Annotated in this window: 1 protein-coding gene; it reads right to left on the bottom strand. The window is 76.0% G+C overall.

Annotated elements, in window-relative coordinates; all coding sequences use genetic code 11:
* Positions 1 to 620: 620 nt before the first annotated feature.
* Positions 621 to 8,957 carry a type I polyketide synthase gene (locus RIM90_RS27165; RefSeq protein WP_309063391.1) on the bottom strand — a complete coding sequence of 2,779 codons (8,337 nt, stop codon included), beginning with the start codon at positions 8,955 to 8,957 and terminating at the stop codon, positions 621 to 623.
* Between the last annotated feature and the right edge of the window lie 606 nt (positions 8,958 to 9,563).

A 9,563-nucleotide genomic window follows, 5' to 3' on the forward strand; every position in this document is an offset into this window, starting at 1 on the left:
CCGCCGCGGCCCTCGCCGACGCGGCCAAGGCCGATACCGTCACCTCCGGCACCCTCCCGCCTCGCTGACGGGCCTCTCGGCCTGCCGCCGCTCGCCGAAGCGTTCGGTCTCCGAACATTCGGACACGACGAGCTGAACCGCGTGGAGCGGCATCCGCCGGTGCTGCGTACCGTGTTCAGGCCCACCATCCAGTGCCCGGGTGTTTGCGCAGGTCAAGGGCGTGACGGCTTCGCTCGGGTCGGCAAACGGTCGGCGTGGGGGCAGAGCCGTACCAGCTCGCCGACCTGGTGACCTGCCGCGGTGAGGACCTGGGCGGAGGCGCCCGGCTGCCGCCCGGGAGGCCTGCCGCGTGGCACGGCGGACCTCCCGCGGAATGAGGGCGTTCCCCATGCCGCCGCCCTGTGCGGAGGCCCTTCGAGGGCCGCTCCGCGACGGATCGGCACTCGGGGAACCCGCCCCCGTCGGCGCACGCCGGTACCCCGGCGAACTGGCCCCCGGGACCGGCAGGGCCGCATGGTCATGCGTCCCGTACTCCTCGACCAAGCAGTCCGGCCTGTGACGCCGGTCGTCCCCCGAGGTCCTGCCGGGCGTCCCGCGACCCCTGCGACCGGTGCGGGGCATCAGGGGGTTGGCCGGTCCGGACCGGCCAACCAGTGGTGGACTGCCAGCGCGGTGGTACGGGCATGCTCTTCCAGGACGGTGAAGTGGTCCCCGGGCACGGTGACCTCGGTGTGCGGCAGATCCCAGACCGGGGCGGACTCCACGCCGGGCAGCGGGTCCCGGGCCCGTACGAAGAGGGTGGGGGAGGCGAGCCGCAAGGGCTTCCAGCCGGCGAAGAGCTCGAAGTACCCGGCCATGGCGGTGAGCCGGTCCGGGGCGGCCGGGAGGAACTCCGCCGCCCGGTGCAGCATGTCCGACGTCATCGCGGAAAGCGCCTGCCCACGGTCCTCGTCACCGCTGGGATAGGTGTCCACCAGGACAACGGCGAGCGGGGCGGAGCCTTCGGCCTCCAGCCGCTCGGCCACGGCCTGGGCCACCCAGCCACCGGCCGAGCGGCCCAGCAGGACCAACGGCCCGTCGCCCGCGGCCGCGCGGACGGTGGCGGCCTGGGCGGTGACGAGGGCGTCCAGCGTGGCCGGCAACGCCTCCCCGTGCCCGAACCCCGGGTGCCGCACCGCCGAGACCGGCCGCAGGCCCCGCAGTCCGGCGCCGAAGCGCGCGTACTCCTGGGGTCCCGAGAGCGCACTGAGGGCGGGGAAGCAGATCAGCCGGGGCCCCGCGCCGCCCGGTGCGAGCGGGACGGGATCGAGCGCCGCACCGGGCGCCCCGGCCCTGTCGAAGACCGGGCGGAGTCGTGCGGCGACGGTGAGCAGCACCATGCCGTCCCAGGTCCGCCCCCGCTCGCAAGCGGCGCGGAAGAGCGCACCCAGGGAATCCGAAGCACCTCCGGTGTCCGGTGCGTCCCCGGCCCGCACCGGGGCTTGCGGTGGACCGGCCGTCCCCGGACCGCCGGGAACACCGTTGTCCGCCGTTCGGCCGGGGCCGCCCGAGCGGCCGGTGGCATCCGGCCGTTCGGGGGCGCCGGGGTTGCCGGGAGGAGTCGCCCCCCGGGCGTACCGCTCTGCCAGCTCGGCGGCGACCGCGCGCGGGGTCGGGAAGTCGAACAGCAGCGTGGGCGGCAGCGTCAGCCCCGTCGACGTCGTGAGCAGGTTGCGCAGGTCGACCGCGGCCAGGGAGTCGAGCCCCAGGTCTGCCAGCAGGTCGTCCCCGTCGATCGCGGCCGTCCCCTCCGGGTGACCCAGCACCGAGGCCGCCAGGGCCCGCACCTCCGTGAGCAGCAACCCGCCCCGCTCGTCCGGGGAAGCGGCCGCCAGCCGTCGGCCGAACAGGGCCCCGTCCCCGCCGCCCGTACCCGTCGCGGCGGGGACGGGCGGCCGGGACCGGCCCGCCGCCGGATCGCCGCCGCTCAGGGCGGCCGGGACGAGACGGGCCGCCACCACCACCGGGTCGTCACCGGCCACGGCGGCGTCGAAGAGGGCCAGGCCCTCGTCCGCCTCGAGCGGGCGGAATCCCGAGCGGGCCATCCGCCGCAGGTCCGTGTCGGTGAGGTGCGCCATCATGCCCTCGCTCTGCCGCCAGGGGCCCCAGGCGATCGACGTACCGGGCAGGCCGAGCCGTCTCCGGTGCCGTGCCAGGGCGTCCAGCACGCAGTTGGCGGCCGCGTAGTTGGCCTGACCGGCGGCGCCGAAGGTACCCGCCACGGAAGAGAACAGCGCGAACATCGCCAGGTCGCGCCCCTGGGTCAGCTCGTGCAGGGCGAGGGCGGCGTCCGCCTTGGGCCGCAGCACCCGCTCCAGACGGCCGGCGGTGAGCGCCGGGACGATGCCGTCGTCCAGCACCCCCGCGGTGTGCACCACACCGGTCAGCGGACGGTCCGCCGGCACCGAGCCGAGCAGGGCGGCGAGCGCCGTCCGGTCCGCGACGTCGCACGCCCGGACGGTCACCTCGGCGCCCGACTCGCCCAGTTCCGCGACGAGCTCGTCCACCCCCGGTGCGTCCGGGCCGCGTCGGCCGGCGAGCAGCAGACGCCGGGCGCCGTGGGCGGTGACCAGGTGCCGTGCCACCAGCATGCCCAGGGAACCGGTACCGCCGGTGACCAGGACGGTGCCCTCCGGGTCGAGCCGCCGGGACCGCCGTTCCTCCGTCGCCCCGGCCACCCGGACCAGCTTCGGTACGTACGCCGTTCCCCGTCGTACGGCCGTCTCCGGCGCCGCGGCGGCCAGCAGGACGGGGAGGAGGCGCACGGAGTCGGGGTGATCGTCCATGTCGACCAGGGCGAACCGGCCCGGATTCTCCCGCAGGGCCGAGCGGACCAGCCCCCACACCGGGGCGTGGGCCGGTACGGAAGCGCATCCGCCGGAATCCCCGGGACGGGTGCCACCGTCGACCGGACCGCCATCGTCCGGGGCGACGGCACCGGAGGTGACGAGGACGAGACGGGAGTCCGCCGGGCGAGGTTCGGCGAGCCACTCCCGTACCAGCCTCAGTGCCCAGCCCGCCGCCCACCGTATCCGCGCCGCCGGGTCCTGCGCACCGCCGGCCGTGTCCGGTGGCGGCGGGCACGGCGCGACGAGGACGGCCGGTGATGCGCCGTCCGCCGCCGGGTCGGCGTACACCGGAACGCCGGAACCCCGGGGCGCGAGCACATCCACCCACCGTGTGCCCGCCGCGCCCAGGACGCCCCACGCAGGCACCACCGGAGGTACGGGCGGCTCGGGCAGCGGCACCCAGTCCATCCGGTGGAGAACCCCGGTGACCGGATCCGCCGTTCCCGATCCGGTACGCGGAAGGGGCCGGAGCGTCAGCGAACGTACCGCGGCCACCGGCGCGTCCGCCGCGTCGGTCAGCTTCACCCCGGCCCGCCCGTCCGGTCCCGGAGCGATCCGCACCCGCAACCGCCGCGCGCCGGCCGTGTGCAGGCGCACTCCGCCGAAGGCGAACGGCAGGGACACCCCACCACCGTCCGTCCCGGCACGGTCCGCCGTGCGCCCGTCGAGCGCCAGGACGTGCAGCGCCGCGTCCAGCAGCGCCGGGTGCAGGACGAACCCCGGGCCACCCGCGTCCGGGAGCGGGGCCCCGGCGGCCTCGGGCAGCTCGACCTCGGCGTACAGCTCCTCCCCGAGCCGCCAGGCGGCGCGCAGGCCCCGGAAGGCAGGGCCGTAGCCCAGCCCGCTTCCGGCCAGCCGCTCGTACGGGTCGGCGTCCGGATCGCCGGAGTGCAGCGGCACCGCGCCCGGCGGCGGCCAGGGCGTGGCCCCGGCCCCGGTCGCGGCCGCAGCCACTCCGCGGTCCGCCGGCCGCTGCTCCGGCACGAGCGTCCCGGAGGCATGCCGATGCCAGGGCCGGTCACCCGCCGGCGTGTGCGGCCGGGCGTGGAAGAGCACGGTCCGCCGTCCCGCGCCGTCCGGCCCCGACACCTTCACCTGCAGCTCGACCGTGCCGTCCGCGGGCAGCGACAGCGGCGCGGTCAGGGCGAGCTCGTCCAGGACGGGCGTGCCCGCCGACTCACCGACGTGCAGGGCCATCTCCACGAAGGCGGCCGCCGGCAGCAGTACCGCCCCCGCCACCGCATGGTCGGCCAGCCAGGGCTGGTCGTGCACCGAGAGCAGCCCGCTCAGCAGCAGCCCGTCGTCGTCGGCCGTCGCGGTGCGGGACGACAGCAGCGGATGGACCGGGGCGTCCGGCGGGGGAGCGGACCGATGCCGCGGGGTGGCGTCGAGCCAGTACCGGCGGCGCTGGAAGGCGTACGTGGGCAGGGTGACGCGCCGCCCGCCGCGCCCGGCGAAGGCGGCCCGCCAGTCGACGGGCACGCCATGGGTGTGCAGCGCGGCCACAGCGTCGAGCAGGGCGTCCGCCTCCGGCCGCGCCCCGCGCAGGGTCGGCAGGACCAGCGGCGTCGGGGTCCGCTCGCCGGCGGGCGCTCCGTCCGTGCCCGGGCCCGCCGGCGCCGCTCCGGTCGCGGCGAGGCAGCTTCGGACCAGACCGGTGAGCACCCCGTCCGGCCCCAGCTCGACGTAGTGCGCCGCGCCCCGGTCCTGGAGATACGCCACCGAATCGGCGAAGCGGACCGGGCGGCGGACATGGCCCACCCAGAAATCCGGTGAGCTCAGCTCCTCCTCGGTGGCAGCCCGGCCGGATACGGCGCTGACCAGGGGAATGCGCGGCGCGGCGAAGGAGAGGCGCCGCACCACGTCCGCGAAGTCGGCCAGCATGGGTTCCATCCGCGCGGAGTGGAAGGCGTGGCTCACCCGCAGGGGCGTCGTGGACCGGCCCCGCTCCCGGAAGTACGCGACGGTCTCCCGCACCGCGGCCTCGTCCCCGGAGACGACCACCGAGGCGGGCCCGTTGACGGCGGCGATCTCCACCGCACGCCCTGTCCCGGCGAGTCGGGCGGCCACTTCGGCCACCTCGTCCGCGTCGGCGGCCACGGCGGCCATCGCACCGCCCGCAGGCAGCGCGTCCATCAGCCGGCCCCGGGCCGCCACCAGGGTGCAGGCGTCCGCGAGGGACAGCACCCCGGCGACATGCGCCGCGGTCACCTCGCCCACCGAGTGCCCGGCCACCAGGTCCGGGCGCACACCCCAGGCCCCGAGCAGCCGGAACAGGGCCGTCTCCAGGGCGAAGAGCGCCGGCTGCGCGAACCGGGTCGTGTGCAGGAGCGCGCCCGTCTGCGTGCCGGAGCCTGCGAACACGACGTCCCGCAGAGGCACCGGCAGCAGCGGGTCGAGCAGGGAGCAGGCCTCGTCGAACGACCGGGCGAAGCTCGGATGCAGTTCCCGGGACTCGTACAGCTCACGTCCCATGCCCACGCGTTGGCTGCCCTGGCCGGTGAAGAGCAGGGCCAGCGGGCCCTGGCGGCGGGACGTGCCCGTCCGCACCCCGGGCCGGCTTCTGCCCTCCGCCACCGCCCGCAGGGAGGCGAGCAGTTCCGCACGGTCCCGGGCCACCACCACGGCCCGGTGCTCGAAGGCCGTGCGGGTGGTGGCGAGCGAGTACCCGATGTCCACCGGGGCCGCGTCCGGATCGGCGGCCACCCGGTCGTACAGCCGCCGCGCCTGGGCCCGCAGCCCCGGCCCGCTCCTCGCCGACACCGCAACGGCCACGGACGCCGGCACCGCCCCGCCGTCGACGCGGCCGCTCCCGGCCCCGTCGTCCGCCACGGAAACCGGCGGCGGGGCACCCCGGTCCGCCGGGGCCTCCTCCAGCACCACATGGGCGTTGGTGCCGCTGATGCCGAAGGAGGACACCCCCGCCCGGCGCGGGCGGTCCGTCCTCGGCCACTCCACCTCCCGGGTCAGCAGCGCCAACCGTCCCGACGACCAGTCGACCCGGCCGGTCGGTTCGTCGGCGTGCAGCGTGCGCGGCAGCACGCCGTGCGCCATCGCCTGCACCGTCTTGATCACGCCCGCCACCCCGGCGGCGGCCTGGGTGTGACCGATGTTCGACTTCACCGAGCCCAGCCAGAGCGGACGCTCCCGCTCCTGACGCCCGTACGTCGCCAGAAACGCCTCCGCCTCGATGACATCGCCCAAGCGGGTGCCGGTGCCGTGCGCCTCCACCGCGTCGATGTCCCCGGGGGCCAGCCCCGCGTCCGCGAGGGCCTGCCGGATCACCCGCTGCTGCGCCGGGCCGTGCGGTGCCGTCAGCCCGTTGCTCGCCCCGTCCTGGTTCACCGCCGAGCCGCGCACCACGGCCAGCACCGGAAGCCCGGCGCGGCGCGCCTCGGACAACCGGCTCAGCAACAGCATGCCGGCGCCCTCCGCCCATCCCGTGCCGTCGGCGGACGCGCCGAACGCCTTGCAGCGGCCGTCCGGGGCCAGCGCCCGCTGCCGGCTGAACTCCACGAACGACGAGGGCCCCGACATCACCGTGACCCCGCCGGCCAGCGCGAAGGAGCACTCACCCCGGCGCAGCGCCTGCGCCGCCAGGTGCAGGGCCACCAGGGACGACGAGCACGCCGTGTCCACCGTGACGGCCGGACCCTCCAGGCCGAAGGTGTAGGCGATACGGCCCGAGGCGACGCTTCCGGCGCTGCCGATGCCGAGGTAGCCCTCGACGTGCTCGGGTACCTCTGTGAGGCGGCCGGCGTAGTCGCTGTACATCAGCCCGACGTACACCCCGGTCGACGAGCCGCGCAGGGTACGGGGAACGAGACCGGCGCGCTCGAAGACCTCCCACGCCACTTCGAGCAGCAGCCGGTGCTGCGGATCCATGGCCAGGGCCTCGCGGGGGGAGATGCCGAAGAAGCCGGGGTCGAAGCGGTCCACACCGGAGAGGAAGCCGCCCTCACGCACATACGTCCGGCCGGACCGCCCGGGATCCGGGTCGTACAGCGCCTCCGTGTCCCAGCCCCGGTCGGTGGGGAACGGACCGATGGCGTCCGTCCCGTCGGCCACCAGCCGCCACAGCTCCTCGGGGGAGGCCACGCCCCCGGGATAGCGGCAGGCCATCCCCACGATCACCACGGGATCGTCGTCCGGCCGGGCCACGCACCGGTGCGCGATCCCGGCGTCCGACGGTGCGGCGGCGCTCCGCGCACGGAGGTGGGCGGCGAGCGCGGCGGCCGTGGGGAAGTCGAAGGCGACGGCCTCGGAGAGCGGGAGGCCGGTCGCCGCCGACAACCGCTCCCGCAGCACCGTCGCCGTCAGCGAGTCCATGCCCAGATCGCGGAGCGCCGTTCCGGGCTCCACCGCCTCCGCCGCGCAACCGAGCACGGCCGCCGCCTCGTTCCGCACCAGGGCCAGCAGGTCCGACGACTCCCCGGCCGCCCCCGTGCCCAGCGTCCGTGCGGGCCGGCCGGCGAGGGCATGCCGCCGCACCTTCCCGGAGGCGGTACGGGGAACGCCCTCCACCTCGTACAGTTCGGCGGGCACCTTGAAAGCGGACAGTTCCGCACGACAGGCGGCGAGGATCGCCCCCCTGTCCAGTACACCGCTGCCCGGCGCGGGGACCAGATAGCCGACCGGCACCTCGCCGAAGACGGGGTGCGGGCGTCCGACCACGGCGGCGTCCGCCACCCCGGGCAGCCGCCGCAGCACCGCCTCCACCTCCGAGGGGTGGATGTTCGCCCCGCCCCGGACGATCAGCTCACTCACCCGGCCGGTGATCACGAGTTCGCCGGAGGCCTCGATCCTGGCCAGGTCGCCGGTGCGGAACCAGCCGTCGCGCAACACCTCGGCGGTGGCCTCCGGTCTGCCGTGGTAACCGGCCATGACCCCGGGTCCGCTCACCCACAACTCGCCCTCGCCGGCGTCCTGTCCGTCCGCGCCGCCGCCGACCCGGACCCGGACGCCGGGCAGCACCCGGCCGCACGACCCGGCCGCCGATGTGCCGCCCGGTGCCGCCATGGTGACCGGACCCGCCTCGGTACTGCCGTAGTGCTCCAGGTAGGGGACCCGGCAGATTTCCTCGAAGGACCTCCGGAACTCGGACCCCGCCGAAGCGCCCCCGCTGATGCAGCCCCGCAGCGCGGGCGTCCCGAGTCCGCCGCCGTCCCCGTCACCCTCCTCGCTCCGGACCGCGTCGAGCAGGGCCGAGTACGTCGTCGGCACCCCGCCGAGGAGGGTGTAGGGGGCGTCCGTACGGCGCAGTTCGCCGAGCACCTCCGCCACCGAGAACCGGGGCGGGAGCACGGCGCTCGCCCCGGTCGCGGTCACCCCGAGGACGCAGACCACCTGGCTCATGGCGTGGTGGAGGGGCAACGGCCACAGCACCCGGTCCCGTTCCGACAGACCGAGAACCCCGACGAGGCCCGCCGCGACCGGCGCGAGGCGGTTGCGCTGGGTGGACAGCACTCCCTTGGGGGTGCCGGAGGACCCGGAGGTGTAGAGCAGCCACGCCGTCTCGTCCAGCCCGAGATCGTCCCGGGCGGGCGTCCCCGGCTCCGTACCCGCCAGCTCCTCGTAGCGCAGAACGCCGCCCGCCGCCCCGGCCCCGTCCGCCGCCGCTCCGCAGTCCCCGGACGGCGGAGCGTCCCCGTCCTCCTCGCCGCCCTCGGCCACCACCACGATCAGCCCGGGGCGGGACAGCAGTCCCCGCAGGCGCGCCGGCCGGGCCTCATCGGTGATGAGCACGCGCGCACCGCAGTCGTCCAGCAGACGGGCCAGCTCCGCCCCCGAGCTCCCGGGATCCAGCGGCACGCCCACCCCGCTCGCCCGGGTGACGGCGAGCAGGCTCTCGACCGCCTCGACGCGGTTGCCGAGCAGGATGGCCACCCGTTCGCCCCGTGCCAGGCCGAGCCCCGCCACGTGGCCGGCCAGCCGTCCGGTTCTGCGTTCCAGGTCCCGGTAGGTCCGCCGCGTACGGCGGTCCTGGAAGGCGACCTTCTCCCCGAGTCGCCGGGCATGTTCCCGGAGCGACTCCGGCAGCGGCCTGATGGTGTCCGTGCCTGTACCCACTCGTTCCAACCCTCCCGTGGCCTCCTGGGGAAGATGGCGGTGCGGTCCGCCTGGTTCCCTGCCGGCAGCGGCGCCGCACGGTACCGGGAGGGTCTGTCGAACGAACGGCTCTGTCGCACATTCGGTGGTGACGGATCGTGAACGTGGGGCACCTCTGCCTCGCGTAGGGCGCGGCCGGCGTTCCGACCCCGACGTTTCGAGGCGAACGACAGCACACCGGGTCATCCGCCTCGTCGCGTCGCACGCTCACGGCCGGGCACCGAGCCGATCGGTCGATCCCCGTCCCCACCAGGCCCTCTCTTGCGGGTCCTGCCGGTCGGGCCCGCGTCGTCCTGACCGGCCATCACCCACGCCGATCGGCGGATGCCTCCGTGGCGCTCCCTCCGGAAGGGTCCCGCGGGGGAACTCGAGGACCGGGGGCACGGACCGAATGACTCGGCGACGGAAGGCACTCGGCGCCCGCGTGTCGACGGGTCCGCCGGGTGCCCGGGCCGTCGGCCGGGGAACAGCCGGGCCGTGCCGCGACTGCCGGCCGCCGGCGCCGGTCGCTCCCGGTACCGGACCGGTCAGGGATAGATCTTCTTGTTCTCGGCGAGCATGGTGACG

The sequence above is a fragment of the Streptomyces sp. genome, assembly GCF_031181555.1.
GTDB classification, from domain to species: Bacteria; Actinomycetota; Actinomycetes; order Streptomycetales; family Streptomycetaceae; genus Streptomyces; species Streptomyces fimbriatus.